The organism is Paenibacillus cymbidii (genome assembly GCF_004764705.1).
Taxonomy (GTDB): Bacteria; Bacillota; Bacilli; order Paenibacillales; family NBRC-103111; genus Paenibacillus_AN; species Paenibacillus_AN cymbidii.
In genome coordinates this window covers 611,053-637,312 of sequence record NZ_SHLX01000001.1, presented here as the reverse complement: position 1 = coordinate 637,312, position 26,260 = coordinate 611,053, and the positions used below count along the sequence as shown (strand labels likewise).

At 57.3% G+C, this 26,260-nt stretch carries 24 protein-coding genes; 1 reads left to right on the top strand and 23 read right to left on the bottom strand.

Annotated features, from left to right (window positions below):
* Window positions 1-96: 96 nt before the first annotated feature.
* From EXY20_RS02795 to EXY20_RS02765, 7 genes are all read right to left on the bottom strand, one after another.
* Complete coding sequence (locus tag EXY20_RS02795) at window positions 97-1,527, bottom strand: sulfatase (RefSeq protein WP_135547355.1); 1,431 nt, start codon at window positions 1,525-1,527, stop codon at window positions 97-99.
* Window positions 1,528-1,776: 249 nt separating this feature from the next.
* A complete protein-coding gene (locus EXY20_RS02790; protein ID WP_135547353.1) occupies window positions 1,777-2,580 on the bottom strand; it encodes a sugar phosphate isomerase/epimerase family protein in 804 nt (267 codons plus the stop codon).
* Between the two features lie 20 nt (window positions 2,581-2,600).
* A complete protein-coding gene (locus EXY20_RS02785; protein WP_135547351.1) occupies window positions 2,601-3,590 on the bottom strand; it encodes a Gfo/Idh/MocA family protein in 990 nt (329 codons plus the stop codon).
* 134 nt (window positions 3,591-3,724) lie between these two features.
* Window positions 3,725-5,002 (bottom strand): serine--tRNA ligase, encoded by a 1,278-nt coding sequence (serS, locus tag EXY20_RS02780; RefSeq protein ID WP_135547349.1) that lies wholly within the window; start codon window positions 5,000-5,002, stop codon window positions 3,725-3,727.
* Between the two features lie 273 nt (window positions 5,003-5,275).
* A complete protein-coding gene (locus EXY20_RS02775) occupies window positions 5,276-5,635 on the bottom strand; it encodes a response regulator (protein ID WP_407944885.1) in 360 nt (119 codons plus the stop codon).
* A 202-nt stretch (window positions 5,636-5,837) separates the two neighbouring features.
* The gene (locus tag EXY20_RS02770) at window positions 5,838-6,905 is read right to left on the bottom strand and encodes a Gfo/Idh/MocA family protein (protein WP_135547344.1); all 1,068 of its coding nucleotides are present in this window, start codon (window positions 6,903-6,905) and stop codon (window positions 5,838-5,840) included.
* Window positions 6,906-6,917: 12 nt separating this feature from the next.
* Complete coding sequence (locus EXY20_RS02765; RefSeq protein ID WP_135547342.1) at window positions 6,918-7,706, bottom strand: sugar phosphate isomerase/epimerase family protein; 789 nt, start codon at window positions 7,704-7,706, stop codon at window positions 6,918-6,920.
* 123 nt (window positions 7,707-7,829) lie between these two features.
* On the opposite strand from EXY20_RS02765, the gene EXY20_RS02760 reads away from it, so the two are divergent.
* Window positions 7,830-8,681 (top strand): AraC family transcriptional regulator, encoded by an 852-nt coding sequence (locus EXY20_RS02760; protein WP_135547340.1) that lies wholly within the window; start codon window positions 7,830-7,832, stop codon window positions 8,679-8,681.
* A 9-nt stretch (window positions 8,682-8,690) separates the two neighbouring features.
* Here EXY20_RS02760 and EXY20_RS02755 read toward each other — a convergent pair whose 3' ends face one another.
* The 16 genes from EXY20_RS02755 to recA all read right to left on the bottom strand — a co-directional run bounded on the left by EXY20_RS02755 (window position 8,691) and on the right by recA (window position 25,980).
* Window positions 8,691-9,584 (bottom strand): AraC family transcriptional regulator, encoded by an 894-nt coding sequence (locus tag EXY20_RS02755; protein WP_135547338.1) that lies wholly within the window; start codon window positions 9,582-9,584, stop codon window positions 8,691-8,693.
* 72 nt (window positions 9,585-9,656) lie between these two features.
* A complete protein-coding gene (locus tag EXY20_RS02750; RefSeq protein WP_167858944.1) occupies window positions 9,657-11,060 on the bottom strand; it encodes a sulfatase family protein in 1,404 nt (467 codons plus the stop codon).
* Window positions 11,057-11,650, bottom strand: a complete 594-nt coding sequence (gene cysC / locus EXY20_RS02745) for an adenylyl-sulfate kinase (RefSeq protein WP_135547334.1) — start codon at window positions 11,648-11,650, stop codon at window positions 11,057-11,059. Before cysC ends, EXY20_RS02750 begins: the two co-directional genes overlap by 4 nt.
* A 26-nt stretch (window positions 11,651-11,676) precedes the next feature.
* Complete coding sequence (locus EXY20_RS02740; RefSeq protein WP_135547332.1) at window positions 11,677-12,687, bottom strand: Gfo/Idh/MocA family protein; 1,011 nt, start codon at window positions 12,685-12,687, stop codon at window positions 11,677-11,679.
* A 487-nt stretch (window positions 12,688-13,174) separates the two neighbouring features.
* Window positions 13,175-14,056 (bottom strand): SMP-30/gluconolactonase/LRE family protein, encoded by an 882-nt coding sequence (locus EXY20_RS02735; protein ID WP_135547330.1) that lies wholly within the window; start codon window positions 14,054-14,056, stop codon window positions 13,175-13,177.
* 84 nt (window positions 14,057-14,140) lie between these two features.
* Entirely contained in the window at window positions 14,141-14,596 is a 456-nt protein-coding gene (locus EXY20_RS02730) for a RicAFT regulatory complex protein RicA family protein (protein ID WP_207671207.1), read from the bottom strand.
* A 96-nt stretch (window positions 14,597-14,692) separates the two neighbouring features.
* Window positions 14,693-16,240 carry a tRNA (N6-isopentenyl adenosine(37)-C2)-methylthiotransferase MiaB gene (gene miaB, locus EXY20_RS02725; RefSeq protein ID WP_135547328.1) on the bottom strand — a complete coding sequence of 516 codons (1,548 nt, stop codon included), beginning with the start codon at window positions 16,238-16,240 and terminating at the stop codon, window positions 14,693-14,695.
* A 183-nt stretch (window positions 16,241-16,423) separates the two neighbouring features.
* Entirely contained in the window at window positions 16,424-16,993 is a 570-nt protein-coding gene (gene pduL, locus EXY20_RS02720; protein WP_135547695.1) for a phosphate propanoyltransferase, read from the bottom strand.
* 111 nt (window positions 16,994-17,104) lie between these two features.
* Entirely contained in the window at window positions 17,105-17,971 is an 867-nt protein-coding gene (locus EXY20_RS02715) for a 2-oxoacid:ferredoxin oxidoreductase subunit beta (protein WP_135547326.1), read from the bottom strand.
* On the bottom strand, window positions 17,959-19,701 hold the full coding sequence (locus EXY20_RS02710) for a 2-oxoacid:acceptor oxidoreductase subunit alpha (RefSeq protein ID WP_135547324.1): 1,743 nt from the start codon (window positions 19,699-19,701) through the stop codon (window positions 17,959-17,961). The genes EXY20_RS02715 and EXY20_RS02710 overlap by 13 nt, the downstream gene beginning before the upstream one ends.
* A 309-nt stretch (window positions 19,702-20,010) precedes the next feature.
* Window positions 20,011-20,949: a dipeptidase gene (locus EXY20_RS02705; RefSeq protein WP_135547321.1), complete on the bottom strand. Its 939-nt coding sequence runs from the start codon at window positions 20,947-20,949 to the stop codon at window positions 20,011-20,013.
* A gap of 106 nt (window positions 20,950-21,055) precedes the next feature.
* On the bottom strand, window positions 21,056-21,316 hold the full coding sequence (locus tag EXY20_RS02700) for a stage V sporulation protein S (RefSeq protein ID WP_028597363.1): 261 nt from the start codon (window positions 21,314-21,316) through the stop codon (window positions 21,056-21,058).
* A gap of 114 nt (window positions 21,317-21,430) precedes the next feature.
* On the bottom strand, window positions 21,431-22,225 hold the full coding sequence (locus EXY20_RS02695) for a TIGR00282 family metallophosphoesterase (RefSeq protein ID WP_135547319.1): 795 nt from the start codon (window positions 22,223-22,225) through the stop codon (window positions 21,431-21,433).
* 91 nt (window positions 22,226-22,316) lie between these two features.
* Window positions 22,317-23,861 carry a ribonuclease Y gene (rny, locus tag EXY20_RS02690; RefSeq protein ID WP_135547317.1) on the bottom strand — a complete coding sequence of 515 codons (1,545 nt, stop codon included), beginning with the start codon at window positions 23,859-23,861 and terminating at the stop codon, window positions 22,317-22,319.
* 274 nt (window positions 23,862-24,135) lie between these two features.
* A complete protein-coding gene (locus EXY20_RS02685) occupies window positions 24,136-24,810 on the bottom strand; it encodes a regulatory protein RecX (RefSeq protein WP_135547315.1) in 675 nt (224 codons plus the stop codon).
* A 123-nt stretch (window positions 24,811-24,933) separates the two neighbouring features.
* The gene (recA, locus tag EXY20_RS02680) at window positions 24,934-25,980 is read right to left on the bottom strand and encodes a recombinase RecA (protein WP_135547313.1); all 1,047 of its coding nucleotides are present in this window, start codon (window positions 25,978-25,980) and stop codon (window positions 24,934-24,936) included.
* Window positions 25,981-26,260: the final 280 nt, after the last annotated feature.

The window sequence follows — 26,260 nt, the reverse complement described above, 5'->3', positions numbered from 1 at the left end:
CCTGCCTTTGCCCCGGCCGCCCCGCAAGCGCCAAAAGCGCAAACGGCATGCCCCGCCCAAGCGGGACATGCCAGATGCGGCGGCCGTTGCCGCCCTTTATTTCGCTTCCGCTTCTTCCGACTTGGCTTGTTCAGCCGCCGGCTTGGCGTCTTTGGCTTGCAGCTTCTCCGCCGATTTCGGCGAGCCGATGTACATCGCCTCATAAGCTTCTTCGGACGATTGGAACGGCCCGGTGCCTTTGCCATGCCAATCGGTATTCGTGTAGATCGGCGCCGTGCGTCCGGTTTCGCTTTCGCGGCGGGCGATGAACGCTTCCATCCGCGCCGTCAGCAGCAACACCTGCTCCGGCTCGGCGTCTGCGACGTTGTTCAGCTCGAGCGGGTCTTTGACCACGTTGTACAGCTCAACCGGCGGCTTGCCGTGGAAGTCCGGCTCCAGCGCCACGATCAGCTTCCACTCGGGCGTACGCCAGCCGTGCTTGCGCATCCAGGTGCATTCGGTGATGTAGAACTCCGACACCGGCTCGAACGTTTCTCCGTTCGCCAGCGGCATCAGACTGCGGCCGTCGAAAGCAACGCCGGCGTCGATGCCGAGCAAGTCGAGAATCGTCGGCGTCAAATCTTTTTGCAGCGTGTAGCCGTTATCGATTCGTTTGCCTGCCGGCACCTTGCCCGGGTACCGCAGCACGAGCGGCACCGTCAGCGTGCATTCGTACAAGCCGTGATGGTCGAAATAGCACTCATGCTCGTCCAGCGTTTCGCCGTGGTCGGACGTGATCACGATCAGCGTCTCTTCTTCGATGCCAAGCGCTTCGACCGTTTCGAACAGGTTGGCGATCGCCGCGTCCATATAAGCAATGGCGCCGTCGTACTGCGCGTTGACGTATTCGGCGTCGGTGCAGTCCGGCGGGAACCACGAGCGAAAATAGTCGGCGAACGGCTTGAACGCGTAAATCGGGTCAAGCGAACGATTGTCCGGATCGGTTTCATTGCCGCCGTAGAACAAACGCTCGAACGGGCCGGGCGGCAAATACGGCGAATGCGGGTCCATATGGCGGAGGAACAGGAAGAACGGTTTGTCTTCCGCCGCCAGCCGCTTCAGCTCGGGGATTGCCACATCGTTCAGGTTTTCCGCTTTCGGACTGCGGCCCGCTTCATAGGAGCCCCAACCGCTGAAATCCAGATACTTGTCAAAGCCGCGCGACGACGGGTTGCCGGTGAAACCGACGCATGTCGTGTTATATCCGCGTTCGCCAAGAATTTCCGCCAGCGTTTTCACATGGTCGCCGAGCGGCCCTTTATGGCGCAGCGCAACGACATCGGTGCCGAAGCAGTCCATGCCGGTGAACATCGAGGCGTAGCCCGGCGTCGTCGGAATACTTGGGCTGTAATGCTTCTCGAATACGGTGCCGCCCGCGGCGAACCGGTCGATATGCGGCGTGGTCAAACGTTTGTAGCCGTACAGGCTCATATGGTCGGAGCGCAAGCTGTCGATGCCGAGCAGCAGCACATTCGGTAATTTGCTCATGGGTTCACCCATCCTTTCTAGAGGTTGTTCAAAAAGCCGACTTTTGATCACGAAGCTAATCATGAAGCATATTCGACATCGAATCTTGCGTTCACCCTCGAAGTCCGTTGCTCATTTCGTTAGCGGGGAGAGTTTAGCAAGCTAGACTCCCTATATAGGGTTTTGCCTAAACTCCGCTACTCCTTCTTCAGGTTCTCGCAACCTTCTCGGTGCTGAAAAGCCGGCTTTTTGAACACGCATTTCTGATCGTTACCTTGCGCCGAGCGACTTCAGAATCGCGTTCAAATAACCGTAGCTTTCCGCCGCCACAATCGACACCTGAGCCAACGAATGCTCCTCCTTGGCGCCGATCACTTCCAGCACAACGGGGCCGTTGTAACCGCCGTCGACCATCGCCTTGCAGTAGGCGGCCAGGTTGATGTCTCCGCGTCCGCACGCCTGCAACTCAATCGAACCGGGTCCGGCTTCGCGGCCGCGGCAATCGCGGATGTGCACGTGCTTCACGCGGCTGAGCACTTGCGGCAGCGCTTCTTCCGGATTTTCGCCGGCGCGGTGGATGTGGCTCGGGTCCATGTCGATGCCGAACCCGGACGAAGCGATCGCCTCCATCGCCCGCAGCGTCGTCGGCGTGTTGTAGATCGCGTTGCCGACATGCGCCTTGACGCACAGCGTCACTCCGAATGAGGCCGCTTGCTCGGCGCGTTTGGCCAGCGTTTCGATCGACTGCACGACGTCCTCTTCGACGTCTTTTTTGCCGCCCGGCCCGACGTTGACGATCGGAATGCCGATGGCCGCCCCCGCTTCAAACGCTTTCAGCAGCCGCTCTTCGTCGAGCGTCGCCACCTCCATCGACAGAAACGGCAGCTCGTATTCGGCCGAAATCGCTTTCAGCTCCGCCGCCTGCTCCTTCCAGCGATCGAGCTCAAGGTGTTCGCACATGCCTTTGATCGCCGAAATTTCCACGCCGTCGTAACCGCTCGCCTTGATATGCTTCGCCGCCGTGGCAAAATCGAACTGCTTGAACAATACCGAATTGACGCCCAGTCGAATCATCGGTCCGTTTCCCCTTTCGCCTACAGATCTACGACGGTGCCCGTTTCGAACGAACGGATCGCCGCTTCGATAATGTACTGCGCCTTCAGCGCATCCTGACCGGAGCCGTTGATGCTGTCGTACGATGCACCGGCGACCAGTTGATCGACCCAGTCGTTGATCCGGCTTTTGAACGTTTCGCCGAACGAACGCATGCCGCCAAGGTACTTGTAGGATTCCGTCTCGATGCTGTGCCGCGGATAGAAGGTCAGCTCCTCGCACGCATCTTCCAGCACGAAGCGGCCTTTCGAGCCGACCACTTCGCAGCGCTCCAGCCCGTAGCTCGAGCCGGCGTCGTAACTGCCGACGAGGTTGCCGATCGCGCCATTCTCAAACTGCATAATCACTTGCGTGTTGGACCAAATCGCCCGACCTTCGCCTTTCATCATGAACGCCGATACTTTCTTCACATCGCCGCAGAAGTAACGAATGACGTCGAACGAATGCGGATGAAGCGCGCGCAGATGGAACCACGGCGACGTTTCCACCGGATTGTTGATCCACATGCGCATGTTAATCATATGCAGCGCGCCGAGTCTTCCTTCGTTAACCCACCCTTTGGCGCGCAGCGCCGCCGGCGTAAACCGGTGGTTGAGGTTGACGGCGTACGGGATGCGTTTCTCCGCGGCAAGCGCCACCATTTCTTCGCCTTCGGCGATTTTGTTGGAGATCGGCTTCTCGCCCAGCACCGGAATGCCGGCGCGCAGCAGCTCCATCGTTGGCGCATAGTGCTCGCCGCCGTTCTCTTCGCCCTTCGTTGCGACGCTTACCGCATCGAGCTTGATGCCGCTGGCCAGCATTTCCTGCACGCTATAGAACGCTTGCCCGCCGAACTTGGCGGCGGCGGCGTCCGCCTTCTCCTTGACGATGTCGCAAACGGCGACGATTTCGGTGTTCGGGTTGTCCTTGTACACGCCTGCGTGGATGGAGCCGATATTGCCGACTCCGACGATGCCGACTTTTAATGTCATGAGGAGATGGCCTCGCTTTCGTTCGATTTGACACCAGTGTATCGAAAACGGGCCCCCTGCGGCATTGCCAATACCGCCATCCGCATGGTCGATTCGGTCATCCGCGTAAGCGTTTGCGGCATGAACGGGCGGCATTACGGGCGAAGACGTTCCCTCCCATTCATATATTTCCGCAAGGCATGCGGAATGCGAATGGAGCCATCCTCCTCCTGGTGATTTTCCAGAAGCGGGATGAGAATGCGGGGAGAAGCCACGGCAGTATTATTGAGCGTGTAGCAAAATCGCACCTTCCCGTTGTTGTCCCGATATCTGATGTTGGAACGGCGCGCCTGGAAATCGAGAAGGTTGGATGACGAGTGGGTTTCGCCATAAGCTTGCCGGCTGGGCATCCACGTTTCGATATCCACCTGTTTGTATGTTTTTTGCGACATGTCTCCCGTACAAACAGCCATGATGCGATAAGGAAGCTCCAACATCGTTAACACTTCCTCCGCATTTGCCGTTATTTCCTGAAACAGTTGCTCCGCTTGTTCCAAACTGTCCTCGCAAACCACGACTTGCTCCACTTTTGAAAATTGATGCACCCGGTAAAGGCCATGAACATCTTTCCCTGCCGACCCCACCTCGTTCCGGAAGCAAAGGGAGACGGCCGCCAGCCGGATGGGCTCCGTTACGTCAACGATCTCATTGTCATAATAAGCCACAAGAGGAACCTCCGACGTGCCAACCAGCCATTTATCATCCTCGGCCATTCGATACGTTTGCTCTTGACCGATCGGGAAATACCCGGTATGAAATAACGCTTCCGTCCGCACCATCAAGGGAACCTCGAGAAGCGTAAACCCTTTTGCGACCAGCAAGTCAAGCGAGAGCTGCTGCACGGCCCGATGTAAAATAGCCCCCGCACCGGCAAGATAATAATTCCGGCTTCCCGCTGTTTTTACCCCGCGAGGGATATCGATCATGTGGTGAAGTTCGCCGAGTGTCACATGATCCTTCGGTTCGAAGGGAAACGCTGTCGGTTCGCCTGCCCGTTTGACTTCGACGTTGTCTTGATCCGAAAGACCGATGGGCGTGTCCGGCGAAACCACGTTGGGAACGTACATCATGAGCTGGTTAACTTGTTTTTGCACCGCTTGATGTTCCTTCTCGACCCCGCTTAACCGACGGCCGATTTCCTGACCCAGCTGCTTGCGCTGCTCCGCTTGTTGAAGCTCGCCCTCTCGAAGGAAGGTTTCGATTTCTTGGGAAATCCGGTTTCGGTCTTGCCGAAGCCGCTCCACCTCCTGGAGCAGCATCCGCCGGTGGTCGTCCTGTTCGACCAGTTGGGCGATGGAGACAGGGATCCCTTTCCGATCGGCTGCCACTTGAACCTCAGCTTGATGTTGTCGGATCCATTTGATGTCCAGCATGGAAACGCACTCCTTTGTTCATTTTATGAAAATGCAAAAAGCGCTCTCTGTCCGATTGGGACGAAGAGCGCTATATTCTCGCGGTGCCACCCAAATTGATTGAACAGCTGATCTGTTCAATCCACTTAGTTCCGCGTTAACGGGCGGGTCCGGTTAACTTAGGGAGAAGGGTCGCTTCCCCTTGGCGAAAACGCCTCCGAGTTGGATTCTCTTCACTGGCTTGATGGCAATATTTTTATTAGTATAGCCGATGTGGCTCAGTTTATTCAAGTGCTAGACGCACATCACTTTTTTGATGGCTTCTTCCACCCGGTTCTTGTTGAACGGCTTGACGAGAAAATCGCGCGCCCCCGCCTGAATCGCGTCGATGACCAGGCGTTTCTGCCCCATCGCCGAGCACATGATCACATTGGCATGCGGGTCATGCCGGCGAATCGCCGCCAGCGCCTCAATGCCGTCCATCTCCGGCATCGTAATGTCAAGCGTGACCAGATCGGGCTTCAGCCGCTTGTACAAAGTCACGGCCTCCACGCCGTTGCAGCCTTCCGCCACTACATGGAATCCGCTCTCCGACAATATGTCCTTCAAAATTTCGCGCATAAACGCGGCATCGTCGACAACCAGTACGTTCATCGTTCGTGCCATCCTTTCGTCGGCAACCGCTCCTCTTCTGTTTGGCTCATGCTGCTGCGGCGCCGGAATCTTATTGCCTTACCCAGTTTACCAATCGATTCTGACAAATTTCTCACAAGCGCGCCCCTGCATGCAAAAAAAGCAAAACCCAACGGGTTTTGCTTCAGAGGCCCGATTCGCGGCGGCCGTTCCGATCGTTCTCCTACAAGACAACTTCTCTTCCCAGACGCGCCGATTCGTAAATGCCCATCAGCACGCGGATCATGTCGACTCCTTGCGCCGGTGTCACGACCGGCTCCGTGCGTCCCCGCACGACATCGACGAAATGCGCCAGCTGAGTCGCATGCGGCTGCTGGGAGTCGATTTTTTTGAACTGCGGCTCCAGGTTGCAAAGGGTGCCTTCGATTTCCGTGAACAGCTTCGCTTCGCCGTTCTTTAAGCTTAATCCGGCGTCCGAGCCGCGAAGCTCAAGAAACAGCGTCTCCTCCTCGATATTGGAGGCCCAGCTGAACTCGATCTGCAGCGTGGCGCCGTTATCGAAACGAATAAAACCCGTCGCCAAGTCCTCCACGTCGAACGTCCCCGTATCCTTCGTTTCGCCGAACTGGCTATGCACCGAGTCGGACAACGAGCTGCCGTCGAATTTGCGGTACGTCGCCCCCGACACCGCCACCGGCTTCGGATTGCCCATCAGCCAGATGGCCAGGTCGATATAATGAACGCCGAGATCGATCAGTGGCCCGCCGCCGGACAGCTCCTTCGTCGTAAACCAGCCGCCTTTGCCGGGAATGCCGCGGCGGCGGATCCAGCCGCAACGCCCCGTATACACGTCCCCCATATGGCCCGCCTGCACGTACCGACGCAAAAATGCGGCGACCGGCGTAAACCGGTTGTTGCGGATCGCCATCAGCACCTTGCCGCTTTGTTCCGCGGCCTGCGCCATCTTCTCCGCTTCCGACGCGTCGATGGCGTCCGGCTTTTCGCAGATCACGTGAACGCCTGCCCGCAGCGCGGCAACCGCCACAAGGGAGTGAAACAAATTCGGCGTGCAGATGTCGATCAGATCCAGCGACTCCTGCTCCAGCATGTCTTCGTACCGCTTGTACACACGCGCAACGCCATACTGGTCCGCCAGCGCCTGCGCCTTTTCTTCGACGATGTCGCACAGCGCGACGATTTCCACTTCCGGATGCTTCAGCCACGCAGGCAAATGCACAAGGCGGAAAATACCGCCCGTCCCGACGACGCCAAGCCGCAATTTGTCGCTCATCCCGGTCCCCCCTTATTGAAACAGCAGCTTCCGGAAATAGTCGATCGTAAACCGGATGCCCTTCTCTCCCAGCTCGTCTTTCCATGTGGCGGAATGCGGCTCGATGCTCAAATTGCCCGCATAGCCCTGGGCGTACAGAATGCTCATGAACGTCGGCCAATCGGTTTGGTCGAGGCCGGCCGGCGGATCGTCGAACCGCTTGCCGTCGATGACGACGGAGCCTTTGAGATGAACATGGTAGAAACGATGCCCCCAATCGCGCGCCTCCTGCAAATAATCTTGCCCGGCGTAACGGGCGTGGGAAGGATCGTATTTGATGCCCAGCTCCGGCAGATGGCCGTGAATCAGCTTCCATGCGTTCGCGTCGACCACGTAAGAATTCCAGTGACAGTTGTACGTGGCAATGCGCACGTTGCGGCTGCCGCCGTATTCGATCAACTTGGCAAAATAAGCGATCGCCGCGGTCGCGTTGTCATACAGCGACAGCTCTTCGACATAATTGCAGCCGCACACGAATACCGGACAGCCGAGTTGCTGCGCCGCATCGATCAGGCGGTAGGAGGTTTGCAGCTCCTCCTCGATCAGCGAGCCGTCCTTGGCGACACGGTCCGGTCCCCAGCGGCCGATGGAAGCGACGGCGACGCCGGTTCGTTCGGACTCCGCCCGATACGCCGCAACGCTCGCCAAAAAATCGGATAAATCCACATTCACATTGCACGTAAATTCGACGTACGAAAGCCCGAGCGACCGGACCTGCTCGAAGCTGGCCAGCTGCCGCGGCTTGATGATGCCCATATGCATGCGTTTGGTCCTCCCTGTAAGCGAAATGATGGTGTATACTGGATAAGTTCGCTATGTCTAGTTAACCACGACATGCCCGGGAAGCCAATATAGCCAATCGCAGAAAAGGTGGAAGTATTTGATATGAATTCATGGCCCGTCATTCGAATGGCCGGCGATTTCCTGCTCCCTCCCGGCAAAGGTTATACGCGCGTCATTCCCGATTTCGAGCTGATGTATTTCCCGGACCCGCCCGCCGGCTTATATCGGATGGACGGGCTGGACATTCGGCTGGATCGGCCCCTTGTCGTCGTGCAGCAGCCCGACATTACGCACACCTATATCCGCAGCGGCAGCCGGCCGGCTCGCCAGCAATTTGTCCATTTTGAGCCAGGTTCACATCTACGGGAGCTTGCGGCCCAACATCCGTGGAAAAGCCATTATTTGCTCGATGGCACATCGCCATTCCCCAAGCTGCTGAACGAACTGCTCGGTCTTCTCGCCGCCCGGCCGTTCAAATGGGTCGAGCGCAGCGAAGCGCTGCTGTTTACGCTGTGCAGCGAGCTGCTGACGGGCGAAGCGGAACGATCGCCGTCCGCGATGCTCCCGGTCGAATTGCAGATCGCGATCCGCTACATTGCCAGCCATCTGGAGCAGCCGATCACCGTTGCGGACGTGGCGAAGCAGGTCGGCTGGTCGCATGCGCATCTGACGCGGACGTTTCAGCGGCATCTGAAAATGAACGTGCGCGGCTACATCGTGAGGGAGCGGGTGGAGCGCGGAGCCAGGCTGTTGGCCGTCACCAACAGCCCGGTGAAAGAAGTGGCGCAGCAGACGGGGTTCGAGGATGAGCGCTACTTTTCGCGCTGCTTCAAAACGTTGAAAGGCTATACGCCATCGGGCTTTCGCGCGATGTTCGCCAGCTATATCGGGCCATCGGAGCCGCCCGCTGCCGATTCCGGTCTCCACCCGTTCAACGTGTATTTCCGATTGTAAATGCCAAAACTACGCGTTCAGCCACATCTCGCGGTATTTGCCGGGCGAGCACCCGACCGTACGGGCGAACAACTGGCTGAAAAACGCCGGGTCCTCGTAACCGACGGAAGTGGCGATCGTGATGACCTTCTCGTCCGTTTCCTGCAGCAGCAGCTTCGCCTTCTCGACGCGGATGTGATGCACGTGGTCGAGCACGCTGCAGCCGGCTTCCTGCTTGAACGTGCGGTTCAACTGGCGGGTGCTGATGTTGAACAGCTCGGACAACGACGTCAGCGAAATGCGTTCGTCGTAATGGCGCTCCAGGTAGCCGCAGATGCGGCGCACGAGCAGCTCGTTTTTGTTCGAGCGGGCCGGCTTTGTCCGCACCGCGTGCCGCATGCCGTAGCAGCGCGACAGCAGAATGAGCAGTTCGATCATTTGCAGCCGGATGAATGCGGTGAACCCGGGATGGCGCTGGTTCAACTCGCCCATCATGCCTTCGAGCAGCGCAAGCGCTCTGGCCGCATCCGGACCGCGCAAATTGAGCATATGATGAAACCGTTCGGTCGGATTCAGGAACGGGTGTACGTAGAAGTAGTCCATCGACTGCGAGACGCCCAGCTCCTTCAGCAGCGTATCGCTGATGAGGCCCGGCTCGAACAGGCAGTTGATGATGTCCAGCTGCTTGCCGGGCACAACGTGATAGGCGTGCTCTTCCCCGGGATTGATAATAAACACGTCGCCCGCGCACACCTCGTAACGCTCATCCGCAAACAAATGTTCGCCTTCGCCTTTGACAATGTACACCAACTCGACAAAATCGTGCCCGTGAAATTCGCCGGAATTATGCTCGTTATGGAATGCGGTCATGATCGAAAACGGGAATTCCCGTTTCATGAACCGGTCGCTGGTCAATGTTCTCATGCGCGTCACCGCCTGAATGGAAGTTTCGCTATCGAAACCAATTAGCCTTATTGTAGCACAATCCGGCACGTTTTACGTACGGCGGTTCGCCGCGAACCGCTCGTGATGCCGCTCGTCGAACAGGGCGCGGTCCGGACTGGCCAGCCACTCGTCCCAGTTCAGCCCGACTTCGGCCAATATTTGTTCGATGCGCCGGCGAAACGGCAATCCCGGTCCCGTGAGCTGGCGCACCATCGGATCGGGCCGGCCGTTCAGCGTGCGTTTCACCCACAGGTCGAGCTCCCGCTCCATCGCGTCGGCCAGCTCCGGCATCGTTTCCGCCAGGTTGCGAGTTTCCTGCGGATCGTCCTGCAGGTCGAACAGCTCCCGGCGCGGCCGTGCGAACGGTCCCGGATCGTAAATGCGGATAAACTTGTAGCGCTCCGTCCGGATGCCCCGGCACGCCTGCCAGGCGCATTCGCTCAAATAAACGCGGTCTCGCGTCCCTGCCTCGTCGTGCAGAATGCACGGCCACAAGCTGGCGCCGTCAAGCCCTGCCGGTACCGGCAAAGACGCGGCCTGCAGCAATGTCGGCATCAGGTCCGCCTGCTGCACAAGCCCCTTCACCCGTTTCCCCGGCGGGATATGGCCCGGCCAACGCATGATGACCGGCACATGCACCGTCGTATCGTACAAACCGCAGTGATCCCAATAAATTTCGTGTTCGGTCAAGCTTTCGCCGTGATCGCCGAACAGCACGAGCAGCGTATCGTCGCGCAAGCCCTGCGCTTCCAGGTATTCGTCCAGCTCGCGCAGCTTGTCGTCCAAATAGCGGATTTCCGCGTCGTACAACGCGTCGACATACGCGGCGTCCGTCACGCCGCCCAGCAAATCGTAGTGATGATGCTTAAAAAACGGATAGGCGCTATGGTTGTACGCCCCCTCCATGCTGCGGTTCGCCGGATCGAACGGGTCGCGTCCCGGTTCGTAAAAAGGCGGCACATACGATTCCGGTGGCAAATAAGGCGTATGCGCGTCCCAATAGTGCAGGAACAGGAAAAACGGTTCGTCCTTGTGGCCGCCGATCCATTCTTTAGCCAGTTGGTTCACCGTTTCGCCGTCGATCCAGCGCTGCTCTCCCACGGAATTGATGTAATGCCGATAGCCGCGGGCAAACCATTCCTTCAGTTGGTACAAGTTGTCGACGGCGGCCGTCTGGAAGCCCGCCTTGCGCAGCATCGTCGGCAGCCAGTCCGTCGTTTTGGGCAATTGGCTCAAATCGGAGCCGTGCGACACGACGCCGGTCGTCAAACCCACTTTACCGGTAAAAATGTCCGTATGCGCCACTTCCGTCGGAATATCGGCGGCAAACGCCCGCTCGAACAGCACTCCTTGCGAAGCGATCGTATCGAGATACGGGCTGGTCGGCTTCTCATAGCCGTAACAGCCGAGGCGCGAAGCCCGCAGCGTGTCGAGCGAGATCAGGATGATGTTCATGCGCCCGCTCCTCCGCTGCCCGTTCCGGCAGCAACGCGCGGCGCCAGCGCCTGCGGCACTCCGTTCGCCGCGAGCCATTCCAGAATGCGGCGCGTATTGTGTTCAAGCGGCGCCAGATCGGTGCGGATGGTCAACTCCGGCCGCTCCGGCGTTTCGTACGGATCGCTGATGCCGGTGAAGCGTTCGATTTGGCGGTTGCGCGCCTTGGCGTACAGCCCCTTCACGTCGCGTCGCTCGCATTCCGCCAGCGCGCAATCGACGTGGATTTCCACGTAGCCGGGCAATTGCTCCCGCGCATGTTCCCTCATCTCGCGATACGGCGTAATCGCCGAAACGAGCACCGTTACGCCGTGGCGCGAAAGCAGCTTGCTGAGATAAACGACGCGGCGGATGTTTTCGATCCGATCCTCGCGCGAGAAGCCGAGCCCCTTGCATATCGTCTCCCGCAGCTCGTCGCCGTCGAGCAGCTCGCACGCGACGCCGCTGGCGGCCAGCTCGCTCGCGACGGCGCGCGCCGTCGTCGTTTTGCCGGCGCCCGACAAACCGGTGAACCACAGTACTTTCCCTTGTTGACCCGAATCGTTGTGCATAACCGGTTCCCCTCTTCTGTCGCTTGTCATGGCAGCCAGCTTTCGACGACGTCGATCGCGGCTCCGCCTTCCTGCTGGGAGCGGATCGCCGCTTCGATCACTTCTTGCGCGGCCAGCGCATCGACGCCCGAGCCGGCGATCAGCTCCGGCGCCACCCGCTCTTTCACCTGGCTGATGAAATGGCCGATGCGATTGCCAAACGTATCGTTAAATCCGTTCATCGGCCCCATGATGGAGCTGTCGATGACGATTTTTTCTTCGCTTTCATGCGGATAGTAAACCAGCTTGTCATACACATTGTCGAGCGTAAACCGTCCTTGATCGCCGGCCACCTCGCAGCTTTCGATCGGATGCTTGAACGACATGTCGTAGCTGCCGGTCAAATGGCCGACCGCTCCCGAAGCGAACAACATGTTGATGGATACCGTCGACCAGCTAGTTCGTCCCGGCGCCTGCGTCATGAAAGCCTGTACCCGCTTGATGTCCCCGGCAAAATAGCGCATCACGTCGATCGAATGCGGATGAAGCGCGCGCAGATGGAACCAGGGCGTATCGTCGCGTTTGTTGCGGATCGTCAGCTTCATGTTGACGAACAGCAGCGTGCCGAGCTTGCCTTGGGCGATCCACTCCTTCGCTTTGTACGCCGGTTCGACGAACCGATGGTTCATGTTGCAAGCCAGTCGGACGCCGCGCGCCCTCGCTTCGCGGACGAGCGTCCGCGCTTCCTCGATATCGTTCGAAATCGGTTTTTCGACGAGCACGTCTTTGCCCGCCTGAATCGCCAGCATCGCCGGAGCAAAATGATGGCTGCCGTTCTCCAGCCCGGCCGTCGCCACATGAACGACGTCAACGTCCGTTTCCGCCAGCAGGCGGCTCAAATCCGTATAGGCCGTAGCCCCAAAAGCGGCGGCGGCGGTTTTCGCCCGATCCTCCATCAAGTCGCATACGGCCGTCAGCTCCACGTCTGGATGCGCCTTCAGCACGCGGCAATGAATGTTGCCGATATGGTTGCAGCCGACTACGGCAGCTTTAATCATGGGCAGGAGCACCTCGCCATTCGATATGGTGTCGCTTCCCTTTCATCGTAATCGCTCGCGCCGCGGCCGGCATTGCCGATTGCGCCATATCGATGGTGAAATCGGTCATATTGCGCCAGATGCACCGCTATCGGCGTGCATGAAAACCGCCCTTCCCAGGCATACGCGGTCATTTCCGCAACGAACTTCGTTTCATCCCGCTCAGCAACGAAATAGCCCACAAAAAGTGGCTTATTGCCCCCGTTTCGGCCGTCTCATCGAAAATAACCCGTGAAAACACTGGTTATTTCGGCCAAATAGCTTCAATCCGGGCTGATTGACACGAATAGCCAGTGAAATCACTGGCTATTATGCGACGACAGGCTATTTTTGACGATATAAGCAATAAAAGATGGCCTATTTCGCCATCCCCTTCGAAGTCAGCTAACGGAAAAAAACCGTACGGTACCGCCAAGCGGACCATACGGTTCTTGTGCATAGCCTGATCTTACCCGCCGTAACGATGCGTCGGCAGTCCCGGCACATCCAGCCGGATGCGGAACAACCCGCCGGATTGCGGATACTTTGCGAGCACGTCTTCGCTATTGTCGGTACGGGCAGACGTGATATACAAGTCGCGCAAATCGTCGCCGCCGAAGCAGCAAGACGATGCGTTGGCTGACGGCACGGCGATCGAGCCCAACTTCTCGCCGGTCGCAGGGTTCCAATGGGATACCTGGTAGCCGCCCCACTGCGCGACCCACAGATTGCCCGCCGCGTCGGACGCCATGCCGTCCGGAACGCCTTCTCCTTCGCCCAACTGCACGACGACCCGTTTGCCGGAGATGTCGCCGGTGGCGCGGTCATAATCGAAGGCAACTACTTGCAGCGTCGGCGAGTCGATATAGTACATGGTGCGATAGTCGGGACTCCAGGCGATGCCGTTCGAACAACTGACGTCGCCGAACAGCTTGCGTACGCCGGTTTTCGGATCGAGGCAATAGAACGAACCCGTTCCTTGTTCGCCCGACAACGACATCGTGCCCGCCCAGTACCGTCCTTCGGGATCGCATTTGCCGTCATTGAACCGGTTGTTCGTCAGTTCCGGCTCCGGGTCGACAATCGGCGTCAGCTGCTCCGTCTCGATGTCCAGCGAATGGAAGCCTTGCTGTGTGACGACATATACCAGATTGCCTTTGCCGGGCACGACAGCCCCTACCGGGGAACCAACCGAAATCGTACGATCCGTGCCTTGCGCCGGATCGTAAATATGTACTTCGCCTGCCATAATGTTAACCCAATAAAGCACCCGCTTCTCCGCATCCCAGCTCGGGCCTTCGCCCAAATTCGCCTTGACGTCAAGCACGAGTTCGACTTCGCTTCCCGCCATCCCGATTCCTCCCCATGATCGCTTTCGCCTCAACTTGCGCACTTGTTCCGCTGTCGGCGGTCGCCGCCGGAGCTGCTTGGCCGTTTAGTCGCTGCAGTTTTCCGGCTCGCCGGCAGTTTCCGTTTGTTCCACTTCAATCTGTTTCGACACGGTATCGCGCACGACCGACATCACCAGTTGCAGCAAGTAGTTGATGTCGCTTTGCGATTGCTGAAATTCGCTGACGATCGGAATGTTGTCCAGTTCGTCCTGAAGCGCGTTGATTTCCCCTTCGATCTTCTCGACCATCTTTTTGTTCTCGAACGATTCGAAGGCAACGATTTCCTTCTGTTTCTTCTTGATCGATTTGATCAGCGATTGCACATGATCGTTCGTATCGATCTGTTTTTCCGCCCGCTTGTAAAACTGCACCTCGGACGAAGTCGAGATCAAATCGGCGAGTTCCTTCGCCTTGGCCATAATATCGTCGCGAATGAGCAGTTCGTTCGCGTGGTGATGCTCGATGGCGCAATTGCCATGTTCGTCCAAATGCTCTCTCATGATCGTTCAACCCCTTGCCAATGGTAAAAATCGTTCCGATCGCCGCAATCGTCCGCCCGCCGGAAATGACTTGTCTCTTTCCCGGCGGCAGTGCGGCTAAATGGCGTTTCGCTGCGGCTCCCGAATCAGTTCCGCCCGGAGCAGCCACGACTGCGGTTCAGTAATGCGCACCTGGACGACTTGGCCGACAAGCGTGCGATCGCCGGTAAAATGGACCAGTTTGTTCGTACGCGTGCGCGCTGCCAGCACGTCGGGATTGGTCCGCGATTCGCCTTCTACCAGCACCTCGACGGTTTGGCCGCGCAGCCTATCGTTGCTTGCCTTGCTCAAGTCGGTGAGCAGATCGTTCAGCCGCTGCAGCCGTTCGCGCTTCGTCTGCTCCGGCACGTCGTCGGCCATCGCCGCGGCCGGCGTGCCTTCGCGCGGCGAATAAATGAACGTGTACGCGCCGTCGAAACCGACTTCGCGCACCAGAGACATCGTTTCCGCGAACTGCTCCTCCGTTTCGCCCGGGAAGCCGACGATTATATCGGTCGTCAGCACCACATCGGGCATCGCCGTGCGGATGTCGCGGACAAGCTGCAAATATTGCTCGCGGTTGTACTTGCGGCTCATGGCCTTCAAGATCGCACTGCTTCCCGACTGCACCGGCAGATGAATATGCTCCATCAGGTTGCCCTTCTTCGCCAGCACCTCGATCAGCCGCGCGTCAAAATCGCGCGGATGCGACGTCGTAAACCGGACGCGCGGAATGTCGATCTTGCGCACGTCGTCCATCAAATCGCCGAACGTATACGTGCGGTCGGTGAAATCTTTGCCGTACGCATTGACGTTCTGGCCGAGCAGCATAATTTCCTTGTAGCCTTGGCGGGCTAGGTCGCGCACTTCCGCCAGCACGTCCTCCGGACGGCGGCTCCGCTCTTTGCCACGCGTATACGGCACAATGCAATACGTGCAGAACTTGTCGCAGCCGTACATGATGTTGACCCAGGCTTTGATGCCTTCCCGCTTCTTCGGCAAGTTTTCGATGATGTCGCCTTCTTTCGACCACACCTCGACGACCATTTCCTTGCCGAACACCGCTTCCCGCAGCAAGTGCGGCAGCCGGTGAATGTTGTGCGTGCCGAAGATCAGATCGACGAACGGGTGCTTCTGCATGATGCGCCCGACGACCGACTCTTCCTGCGACATGCAGCCGCAAACGCCAAGCATGAGGCCCGGCTTCTCCGCCTTCAAGCCTTTCAGGTGGCCGAGCTCGCCGAACACCTTGTCCTCCGCATTTTCACGCACGGCGCACGTGTTCAGCAGGATGATATCGGCTTCCTCGCGGTCCTCGGTCGCCCGGTAGCCCATTTGCTCCAGCAGCCCTTTGATCGTTTCCGTATCGTGTTCGTTCATTTGGCAGCCGTACGTCACGACCAAATAACGTTTGCCTTCGCCAAACGCCTGCATATCTTCGGGAATGCCAAAATCGTAATGAACCTGTATATCTTCTTTGCCTCTTCGTTTTTCGTCCTTGTAGGAGGGCGCGGCATTGATCGTGATCTCTCTTCCTTTGATTCGATACGTCGTTTTGCCGTCTTGCTCGCGCACCACCTTGGCAGTCGAAAAATCGAAATAAGCCGAGTAGTCTTTCTGCGTCACTTGCTCACTTCCTTTGGCCTGGCCGCATCGCGGCAGGCAGCCTTAACAACTCAAAATTGCATCGCTCAATTTTTTATTATAGCATTCCGGCTGACCGGAATCCATCCCATAATGCTGCCATGTCCGGACCCGGGCGATTCGCACCGCTCCATCACCGCACGCCGCATCGGACTTCCGGATGCATCAGCCGATGATTTCGGCCAAATCGCCGCTACTGACGCCGGCGGCATTCGCTTCGTCCGTATCGATATGCATGTCGAGCGCGAACCGGTCTGACACGCGGGCAATCACGTCGAGAAAGACAAGTGGACGCTCTCCGTTCAGCTTCACCTGGAGGCGCTGCTTGTCGGCGATGCCCCAGGCTGCCGCCTCGTTCGGATGAAAATGAATGTGACGCGCCGCCACGATCACGCCCCGTTCCAGCTCGATGACGCCACTCGGACCAACCAGCCGAATGCCGGGTGTGCCGTCCAGCCTGCCGGACTCGCGAATCGGCGCCTGTACGCCAAGCGCCAGCGCGTCGGTACGGGACAGCTCCAGCTGCGTTTTCGGCCGGGCCGGCCCCACGATCCGCACAGCGGGGAATACGCCGCGCGGCCCTTCCACACGGACAGCTTCCTCGGCTGCATATTGATACGGCTGCGACAACTGCTTAAGCTTCCGCAGTTCGTATCCTTCTCCGAACAGCGCGGCGATATGATCGGTCTGCAGATGAATATGTCTGCCCGACACGCCGATCGGCACTACCTTCATCGTTTCTCCCCCTGCTTCTTCCAGCATTCCCATACCGTATGACGTCGCTTCCTCCGGCTTTGCAAAAAAGGCATACGGGCTGCCCCGTATGCCTGATTTCGGTACGATCGTTTATTTGAATTCGGCTACCAGCTTGTCGAATTCCGCTTCGGTCAACTTGATGTTCTGATTGGCAAGCGCTTCGGGCTTGAAGCCGCCGACCATGTCTTCATAGCTTTTCTTCTGTTCGTTCTGGTAAATGAGACCGGTCAACAAGCCGCCGGTTTCCATAATTTTGGTCATGGCCATGACGCGGTTCGACGGATCGTAGTCCGGCGTTCCTTCCAGATCGACGATATGCTCCTTGAACCAATCGTAAGTATTGACTTTGTTGAACGTGACGCAAGGGCTGAATACGTTGATCAGCGAGAAGCCTTTGTGCTTCATGCCCGCTTCGATCAGCGACGTCAATTGTTTCAGGTTACTCGAGAACGATTGCGCCACGAACGTAGCGCCAGCCGCCATCGCTACTTCGAGCGGCGACAAGGCTTGTTCGATGGTGCCCATCGGCACGTTTTTCGTTTTGAACCCTTCGGCGCTGCGCGGTGAAGGCTGGCCTTTCGTCAAGCCGTAAATCTGGTTGTCCATAACGATGTACGTGATGTCGATGTTGCGGCGAATCGCATGCACTGTATGCCCCATGCCGATCGCGAAACCGTCGCCGTCGCCGCCGGAAGCAAGTACGGTCAACTCGCGGTTGGCCATCTTCAAGCCTTGCGCGATCGGCAGCGAACGGCCATGGACGCCGTGGAAGCCATATGCGTTGACGTAGCCGGAAATGCGGCCGGAACAGCCGATCCCCGATACGATAGCGAGTTGTTCCGGTTCCAGCCCTACATTCGCGGCAGCGCGCTGAATCGCCGCTTGTACGGAAAAGTCGCCGCATCCCGGGCACCAGTTCGGTTTGACGTTATTGCGGAAATCTTTTAACGTTGCCATGCGATCAGCCCCTTACATTCTTTATACACTTCGGCCGGCAAGAACGGATTGCCGTTGTATTTGAGCACGCTGCTGATTTTGTCCGCGTGTCCCACGTTCAACTTGATCAAATTGGCCAGTTGGCCGGTTGCGTTGTTCTCGACGACGACCACTTTTTTCGCCTTCTCGATGTACGGGCGAAGCTGTTCCGTCGGGAACGGATTCATCAGCCGGACATGAATATGGCTCGATGCGATGCCTTCCGCGGTCAGACGGGCGCGGGCTTCGTCGATTGTGCCGCCGGTGGAGCCCATGCCGATGATGAGCATATCCGCCTTGTCGTCAGCGTCAACCAGAATCGGATTGGTCACCTGAATATGCTTCAGTTTCTCCATCCGCTTATCCATCATTTTTTTGCGGTTGACCGTGCTTTCCGACGGACGGCCGGTTTCATCGTGCTCGACGCCGGTTACATGGTGCAGACCGCCCTTGACGCCCGGCAGCACGCGCGGCGAAACGCCGTCTTCGGCGAAGGCATACCGCTTGAACAACTGGTTCTCTTCGAGCGCCGGCGGTTCGGTCACAAGATTGCCGCGGTCGATGACGATCCGGTTGTAGTCGAGCATTTCAGCCGATTGTTTGCCGAGGCTAAGCTGCAGGTCGGTGACGAGAATGACCGGCACCTGGTATTTCTCGGCCAGGTTGAATGCTTCGATCGTATCGTAGAAACACTCTTCCACGGTGCTCGGACACAGCACAACCTTTGGAATTTCCCCGTGCGTACCGTAAATCATGGCGAAAATATCGCTCTGCTCCTGCTTCGTCGGCAACCCCGTCGAAGGCCCGCCGCGCTGCGTATCGACGATAACGACCGGCGTTTCCGTCATGCCCGCCAGGCCGATCGCTTCCATCATCAGCGACAAGCCGGGGCCTGCCGATGCGGTCAACGTACGCACGCCGCCGTAGTTGGCGCCGATGGCCATCGTAATGGCGGCGATTTCGTCTTCCGTCTGGATGACCGTGCCGCCGAATTTCGGCAATGCTTTGATCAAATATTCCATGATTTCCGACGCTGGCGTAATCGGATAAGCCGGCATGAAACGACAGCCTGCCGCTACGGCGCCGAGGCCGATCGCATCGTTGCCGATCATGAACAGCTTCTGCTTGCCGTCGGCCGGCTCGAGGTTCAACTCGACTATCGGACCGCCCGCCTCGTCCAAAACGAACTTGGCGCCGCGCGCCACGGCTTCGACGTTCTTCTCGACAACCGCCGGACCTTTGCGTCCGAACTCTTCTTCCACCGCTTTATTGAATACTTCAAGCGGCAACCCGAGCAACGCCCAGGATGCGCCGGAAGCGACCATGTTCTTCATCAGGGAAGTTCCCAGCTCTTCGGCGATCGCCGTAATCGGCACCGCGAACAAACGAGCTTGGACACCTTCGGGCACAACCGGATTGAATTTGGCGTCAGCGACGATCACGCCGTTGGCGCGCAGTTCGTGCGCATTCAGATCGATGCTTTCCTGGTCGAAAGCGACCAAAATATCGAGATCGTCCGAAATCGCGCGAATCGGCTTCGTGCTGATCCGGATTTTGTTATTCGTATGACCGCCCTTGATCCGCGAGGAGAAGTGGCGGTAGCCGTACAAATAATACCCCAATCGGTTAAGCGCAGTCGAGAAAATACGGTCGGTACTTTCGACGCCTTCGCCTTGTTGCCCGCCGATCTTCCATGACAATTGACTAATCACTTCGTCCAACTCCTTTAGGTGGTCGTTCAAAAAGTTTTTTGGAAAGCCAACTTTCTGAACTTGCGCATCGGTACCCGGCGACGTCCAAAAAAAATCGCCGGCGAGGCGGCTTGTTGAAAACGCAATCTTGCCCGTCGCTACTGGTTTTCTCCGACAATTGGCAAGTTTGTTTGTCAACCAAATTTTAAGACGGGGAGTGACAAAAAGCAAGCGAATTCGCCGGAATATCGTATAGTTATTTTCGATGAAACCAATACCGGAAGAAGATTGTTCTAACGACTTAGTATCTACAAAATAGATGTGAGCTATTCACTGCGGCAGCTGATTTTGCAAAAAAGAGTGCCAATTCCGGAACAGAAACCCATCCACTTCCGAAGCGCGGTAATATTTCAGCAGCTCATTGTGCAGCTTGCCATAGTCGGCGGGAGTAGCCAGTTCGGGCACCCATTCGTCGATGCCGTCAAAATCCGAACCGAAGCCGAGCTGCGCCGCGCCGCCGAGTGCGCAAATATGTTCGATGTGGCGCAATACCCCGGCGATCGTCGGTCGTTCAGACGCAACAAAATAAGGAACGAACGTAATGCCGATCCGCCCGTCCACGCGAATGATCGCTTCGATTTGCCCGTCGCTCAAATTGCGGCGGTGCGCACACACGGCAGCGGCGTTCGAATGAGAAGCGATGAACGGTTTGCCGCGAAGCGTCTCGTGCAGCTCCCAGAACCCCGCTTCCGCCAAATGCGATACGTCCAGAATAATGCCGAGCCGCATGCATTCTTGCAGCAACAGTTTGCCTTTGGCCGTAAAACCGCCGCCACGCGGCTCCACGACCCCATCCGCCGCCCAGTTGGCATGATTCCATGTCACCCCCATCGCGCGCACGCCAAGCTGCCAGGCGATCCGCAAGTTCGCCAAATCGCCTTCCAACCCATCCGCCCCTTCAAGCGACAGCATCGCGCCGATTTTGCCGCCAACAAGCGCCGCTTCGAGTTCCCCTCGCGTTCTCACCGGTTTGACGTCGGGCTGCGACACGACGCGGCTGTAGAAATGATCGATCATCTTCAGCACCTGCGCGAACCGGGGTTCCCCAAGCCGCTGCGACAAATACACGGCGAACCACTGCAACGCTATTCCGCCTTCTCGCAAACGCGGTACATTCACATCGGAAGCGGTGTCTGCGGCGGCGATGTCGAGTGACAAGTCTTCGGTCAATTTGCTAAGCAAATCGCAGTGGGCATCGATGACGCGCATGGCTTCATCCCTCCGGCGAATCGATTTTTTGGCGCAAAAAAAACCTGCCTACAGGGTAAACAGGTGTATGTTCTTCGTTATATTGGCCCAAGGCCGCCTGAAGCGATTACCTCGGTTCTACGATAAGCTTGATCGCCGTTCTGTCTTCCCCGTCGATGACAATATCGGTGAAGGCCGGGATACATATCAGATCCACACCGCTGGGAGCAACAAATCCACGTGCAATCGCAACCGCTTTGACAGCCTGGTTTAAAGCGCCGGCGCCGATCGCCTGCAATTCCGCGGCGCCGCGCTCCCGCAGCACGCCCGCCAAGGCGCCGGCAACGGAGTTGGGGTTGGATTTTGCTGAAACTTTTAATACATCCATGGATAGTTCCTCCTCGGGAAAGATGGATTGAATCCAGTACCCATCATATTCTAGGTTTTTCGCAATAATTCCTGCTTTTCCTCCCCCTCCTTTCGCAATATTTCGAATATTCGCCTAATTCATATAAAACCGATCTTCCTCCAAACGAATCAGCTCGATGCCGCCCGAGCGCCCGGTTTGTTCGTCCATGTCGATGATAACGGCGTGAAAGTGCCATTTGCCTTCGTCAACCACGAAACGTACCGGCAGTTGCGTCTTGAATTTGTACAGCACCGCTTCGCGTTCCATACCGAGCACACCGTCGCGAGGCCCCACCATGCCAACGTCCGTCACGTATGCCGTTCCGCCCGGAAGCACCCGCTCGTCATGGCTTTGCACATGCGTATGTGTGCCGACAACGGCCGATACGCGTCCGTCGAGGTGCCAGCCCATGGCGATTTTCTCCGACGTCGCTTCCGCGTGGAAGTCGACCAGTACGCAGCGCGGCTTGCTGCCAAGCGAGTCCAGCAATTCGTCGGCCTTGCGGAACGGACAATCGAGCGGCGGCAGGAAAGTGCGGCCTTGCAGATTAATAATCGTAAGTTCCTTCCCGTTCGCCCGGATCGTCATCATGCCGCGCCCGGGCGTGTCCGGGGGAAAATTGGCCGGCCGAATCAGGCGCTGCTCGTCGTCAATGAAGGAAGCCGTCTCCTTCTGGTCCCAGGCATGGTTGCCGAGCGTGATGCCGTGAATGCCCATATCGTGCATTTCCTTGACGATTTGTTTCGTGATGCCGCGCCCGGAGGCGGCATTTTCGCCGTTGGCGATGACGATCGCCGGATGATGCTTGCGCACGAGCTCCGGCAGCTTTTCTTTGAGCGCCTTGCGCCCGACGGACCCGACAATGTCGCCGATGAATAACACTTTCAAATCGTGTTGCCTCCCTCTTCATTTCGGAACAAACTCGCAAGATATGGAAAAGTGGCCCCGTATCGGCGGCCACTTCTCGCGCGGTTCCAGCTTATTTGGCGTACTCGACGGCTCTTGTCTCGCGGATGACCGTCACTTTGATGTGACCCGGATAGTCGAGCTCGTTTTCGATCTTCTTCGTAATGTCGCGTGCCAGTCGGAACGCTTCCGTATCGTCGATCTTCTCCGGCTGCACCATGACGCGAATTTCGCGTCCAGCCTGAATGGCGTACGACTTCTCGACACCGTCGAACGATTCGGAAATTTCCTCGAGCTTCTCGAGACGTTTGATGTACGTCTCCAGCGTCTCCCGACGCGCTCCCGGTCTTGCCGCGGACAACGCGTCCGCCGCGCCGACGAGCATCGCGATGACCGACGTCGCTTCACAGTCGCCGTGGTGCGATGCGATACTGTTGATGACGACCGGATGTTCCTTGTATTTTTTGCCGATTTCGACGCCGATCTCCACATGGGAGCCTTCGACTTCGTGGTCAAGCGCTTTGCCGATGTCGTGAAGCAGACCGGCACGTTTCGCCAGCGTGACGTCTTCTCCCAGTTCACCGGCCATCAGTCCTGTCAAATACGCCACTTCCATCGAATGCTTCAGGACGTTCTGACCGTAGCTTGTACGGAATTTCAGTCTGCCCATGATTTTGATCAAATCCGGATGGAGCCCGTGAACGCCAACCTCAAAGGTCGCCTGTTCACCATACTCGCGTATGCGCTCATCAACTTCTTTACGCGACTTCTCCACCATTTCTTCGATGCGGGCCGGATGGATCCGGCCATCCGCAACAAGCTTCTCGAGCGAAGTGCGGGCAATTTCGCGGCGAATGGGGTCAAACCCGGACAGGATAACCGCTTCCGGCGTATCGTCGATAATCAGATCGATGCCCGTAAGCGTCTCCAGCGCACGAATGTTGCGCCCTTCGCGGCCGATGATGCGGCCTTTCATTTCTTCGTTCGGCAGCGATACGACCGATACGGTCGTTTCTGCTACGTGGTCGGCGGCACAACGCTGGATCGCCAGCGTGATGATTTCCCGCGCCTTCTTATCCGCTTCTTCTTTGGCCTGATGCTCGATATCCTTGATGAGCTGGGCCGTTTCGTGCCGCACTTCCTGTTCGACGTTCGTCAAAATGATGTTTTTGGCGTCGTCCATCGTCAAGTTGGAAATGCGTTCGAGCTCGGAAACCTGGCTTTTGTAAAGCTGATCGATCTGGGCTTGCGTCTCGTCAATGCGCTTTTCTTTCCCCGTGATCTGCTCTTCTTTGCGTTCCAGCGATTCCAATTTTTTATCCAGCGATTCCTCTTTTTGCAACAATCGTCTCTCTTGTCGCTGTGTTTCGTTTCGACGTTCACGAATGTCTTTTTCAGCTTCGGTGCGGAGCCGGTGAATTTCGTCCTTGGCTTCCAGCACCGTTTCCTTTTTCTGTGCTTCTGCGCTTTTCTTTGCATCTTCGATAATTTGCGCGGCAGCGTGTTCAGCACTCGAAATTTTCGCTTCAGCAAGAGATTTGCGGATAAAATATCCAATCCCAGCGCCTAGAAGAAGCCCGACAACGAGTGAGATCACGCCCCACATAATGGGCGGCATCTTGTACCACCTCCTCGTTGTTACTCCAAGGGGTTAGCTTGGGATCGATTCGGTTTGATCCGATTCAGTTGTCACACGAATGCGAAAACATGGGCTAGATCTACTGCATGCTGAATGGTTTCGTTCCTTTTGGCGAAAGGCGAAATCGGTGAAACATTTTGGGATATACAGGTTCATTTTATCTGTACACGAAGTTTCTTGTCAAGCTGGCGGGTTGACGGACAAGCAATAATTAAACCCGATAATGATTAATGGGGTGAAATTGAACAACCAATCAAAAATCGTCCAACGATTCCATCTCTTCGACGCTGCCCGCCTGCAAAGCGGCCAATACACGATTGACGATGGAAAGCGTATACCCCCGCCGCAGCAGGAAAGCTGCCAGCTTGCGCTTGCGGGCCGGAAGCTCGGCATTTGCAGACGAAGCCCACTTCTTCCGAGCCAGCTCATAAGCGCCCGTGTATTCCGTCTCTTCATCCATCCCGGCTAACGCTTCTGCGATATGTTCCTTATCGACGCCCTTCTCCCTTAGCTCCTGCTGCACCCAGCGTTTGCCTTTCTTCTGGGAACGAACGCGGAATTCGGTCCACTGCTGCGCAAATTGCCGGTCGTCGATGTAGCCTTGCTCCTTGAGCCGGCGCACGGCTTCCGCCGCGCCTTCTTCTTCGTATCCTTTGCCAAGCAAGTGCTGTTGCACTTCTTGCGCCGCCCGCGGCTGCCGACCGACGTATCGCGCCGCTTCGTGATAACAGCGCAGCCGCTCGTCTTCGGCCACGGCAGCCGCGGCGGAATCCGCATCGATTTCGGCGCCTTTCATGAGGCGAAACTTGACCATCACGTCCTCATGAACGGAAAAGGCAAACCGGCCATCGACAAAAATATGGTATCGATGCGCCTTCGTTTTTTGTTTTTCTACCTGTGTAATGATCGAACGGTTCGTTTCGTCCATCCCTGACCCTCCTCCTGCAGCAGTGCCGTCAACGCGCAATGGGGAACGTCAAACGGCAAATGTCAACGGCAAACAGCGCATCTCCGCTGCCGGAAATGCGCTGATGCCTCCTCGCCTGTATTATTATTCGAATTCCGCTTCGTCCTCGTCATCGTCGCTGCTGACCGGCGCGTGGGAACCAACCTGAATCAAGTTGCTGGAATTGCGAATCTTCTGCTCGATCACGTTTGCCTTCTGCGGGTTTTCCTTCAGGAACGTCTTGGCATTCTCGCGGCCTTGACCGAGCCGTTCGCCTTCGAACGAATACCAAGCGCCGCTCTTGTCGACCAAGTCCATTTCGGTGCCGATATCGATGATGCTGCCTTCCCTCGAAATGCCTTCCCCGTACATAATGTCGACTTCCGCTTGTTTGAACGGCGGCGCCACCTTGTTCTTGACCACCTTGATCCGCGTCCGGTTGCCGACCATATCGTTGCCTTGTTTGATCGTCTCGATACGGCGTACGTCAAGCCGAATGGTCGAATAAAACTTCAGCGCCCGACCGCCAGGCGTCGTTTCCGGATTGCCGAACATGACGCCTACCTTCTCGCGAAGCTGGTTGATGAAGATCGCAATGACCTTCGATTTGTTGATCGCGCCCGACAGCTTGCGCAGCGCCTGCGACATGAGACGCGCCTGCAAACCGACGTGTGAGTCGCCCATCTCGCCTTCGATCTCGGCCTTCGGCACGAGCGCCGCTACCGAGTCGATGACGAGGATGTCGACGGCGCCGCTGCTGACGAGCGCGTCGGCGATTTCCAGCGCCTGTTCGCCTGTGTCCGGCTGGGAAAGCAGCAATTCATCGATGTTGATGCCGAGCTTGCTCGCATAAAGCGGATCGAGCGCATGCTCGGCGTCGATAAAGGCGGCTTGTCCGCCGGCCCTCTGTACCTCGGCGATCGCGTGCAGCGCAACAGTCGTTTTACCGGACGATTCCGGTCCGTATATTTCAATGATCCGGCCTTTCGGGAAGCCGCCCACGCCAAGCGCGATATCAAGCGCAAGCGATCCGCTCGGCACCGTCTCCACCTGCATGTGGGTCGACTCGCCCAGCTTCATGATCGAACCTTTGCCGAATTGTTTCTCAATATTGCGCAATGCCATTTCCAGTGCCGCACGACGGTCTGCCAAATGTTTCACGTCCCCTATCAAATTATTATAGACTCATCATACCCTCTTTTTCCTGCTTTGACAAGCATTTTTACGAACATATATTCGTTTTTCTTCTTTACCTCCTCTCTTGCCCTCGCCAAAAACAAAAAACACCGTGCGAAGTTAGCTACTTCGACACGGTGCTTCCGTTCTCGATCAGATGGTTCCATTATACGCCACCGCAACCGCGAATGGCAAGCTTGCCCGGACAGTTTCCCTGCGAAACCGCCGTCAATGCGTGTCAATGCGGCCCGTTGGC